The organism is Streptococcus sp. 2106, from assembly GCF_013277315.1.
In the GTDB taxonomy this organism is placed as follows: domain Bacteria; phylum Bacillota; class Bacilli; order Lactobacillales; family Streptococcaceae; genus Streptococcus; species Streptococcus pseudopneumoniae.
Genome location: NZ_VMMS01000079.1, coordinates 1 through 1,850, shown reverse-complemented (window position 1 = coordinate 1,850; position 1,850 = coordinate 1). Strand labels below are relative to the sequence as shown.

The 1,850-nt window shown below is 41.3% G+C and carries 1 protein-coding gene; it reads right to left on the bottom strand.

What is annotated here, in order from left to right; translation table 11 throughout:
• Window positions 1–169: 169 nt before the first annotated feature.
• On the bottom strand, window positions 170–1,366 hold the full coding sequence (gene tuf, locus HT723_RS08760; RefSeq protein WP_001040724.1) for an elongation factor Tu: 1,197 nt from the start codon (window positions 1,364–1,366) through the stop codon (window positions 170–172).
• Window positions 1,367–1,850 lie beyond the last annotated feature (484 nt).

Sequence of the window (1,850 nt, the reverse complement as noted above, 5' to 3'; positions counted from 1 at the left end):
CTTATCTACAACCTCAAAAACATGTTTTGAGCAGCCTGCGGTTAGCTTCCTAGTTTGCTCTGTGATTTTCATTGAGTATTAGTTCAATATCTGAAAAAAAAGAACCTTGCAATGCAAGATTCTTTTAGTGTCTGACTTAAATAATTGTTCTTCTGGGAACTAAATCGAATTAAGCTTCGATTTCTGTAACCATACCTGAACCAACAGTACGTCCACCCTCACGGATAGAGAATGTAGTACCTTGTTCTACGGCGATTGGGTGAATCAACTCAACGTCGATTGTCACGTTATCACCAGGCATTACCATTTCAGTACCTGCTGGAAGTTCGATTGAACCTGTAACGTCAGTAGTACGGAAGTAGAATTGTGGACGGTAGTTGTTGAAGAATGGAGTGTGACGTCCACCTTCTTCTTTAGTAAGGATGTAGACTTCACCTTTGAATTTGGTGTGTGGGTTGATTGAACCTGGTTTAGCGATAACTTGTCCACGTTCGATTTCATCACGTTGAACACCACGAAGAAGGACACCTACGTTATCTCCGGCAAGACCTTCGTCAAGTTGTTTACGGAACATTTCAACACCAGTAACAACTGCTTTTTGAGTTTCTTCTTTGATACCAACGATTTCGATTTCGTCGTTGACTTTAACGATACCACGGTCGATACGTCCTGAAGCAACTGTACCACGTCCAGTGATTGAGAATACGTCCTCGACTGGAAGAAGCAATGGTTTGTCAGTGTCACGTTCTGGTTCTGGGATGTACTCATCAACTGTGTTCATCAATTCCATAACGATGTCTTCGTATTTAGAGTCACCTTCAAGGGCTTTAAGAGCTGAACCTTGGATAACTGGAAGATCATCACCTGGGAAGTCGTATTCTGACAATAGGTCACGGATTTCCATTTCAACCAATTCAAGCAATTCTTCGTCGTCAACCAAGTCAACTTTGTTCATGAAGACGATAAGGTGTTTAACACCAACCTGACGTGAAAGAAGGATGTGCTCACGAGTTTGTGGCATTGGTCCGTCAGTTGAAGCTACTACAAGGATAGCTCCGTCCATTTGAGCGGCACCAGTGATCATGTTTTTAACGTAGTCCGCGTGTCCTGGAGCGTCGATGTGAGCGTAGTGACGTTTTTCAGTTTCGTACTCAACGTGTGCAGTGTTGATAGTGATACCGCGTTCGCGTTCTTCTGGAGCAGCATCGATAGACGCATAGTCTTTAGGTTGGTTAACTGATGAAGGCAAGCGACGTGCCAAAACAGTTGTGATAGCTGCAGTTAGGGTAGTTTTACCGTGGTCAACGTGTCCGATAGTACCAATGTTAACGTGTGGTTTACTACGATCATATTTTTCTTTTGCCATTTGAGTAAAAGCCTCCAATAAAATATATTTTATAGATAGACAGTAGGCAATACAGTCTAACTTTCCTTACTATTTTATCAAATTTCAGCTAAATTGCAAGTGTTTTACAACGTTTTTGTGAATTATTCTTGGTAAAAATTTAACTGAAAGTTCTATAATGAAGTTAGCCACCCAGCCCTCCTAAAAATTAGATGTTTTAACTAGCTGATAGCTAGCCCTCGATTTCATTTGATAAGAGGCTTGGAGCTGTTAAGCTGGAAAGCCAAGGCTAAGATTAGCCTTGGTTTAGCTGACAAAACTGCTTCAAGGGTTCCTCTTGTCAAATGAAAGCTCTTCTAGGCATAAGAAAACACCTCTGTGTTATACTTGTTGTTCAATCACAAACACAAGAAAGGCACAGAGATGCAAAACCATTATACTACAAAAGCCAAACATTTGACAATCGATAGCCGTCGCTTAATCGAACGATGGAAAAAGGAAGGGA

Coding starts and splice junctions, on each gene's coding strand:
- tuf (WP_001040724.1), bottom strand. CDS start 1,366: ATGGCAAAAGAAAAATATGATCGTAGTAAACCACACGTTAACATTGGT.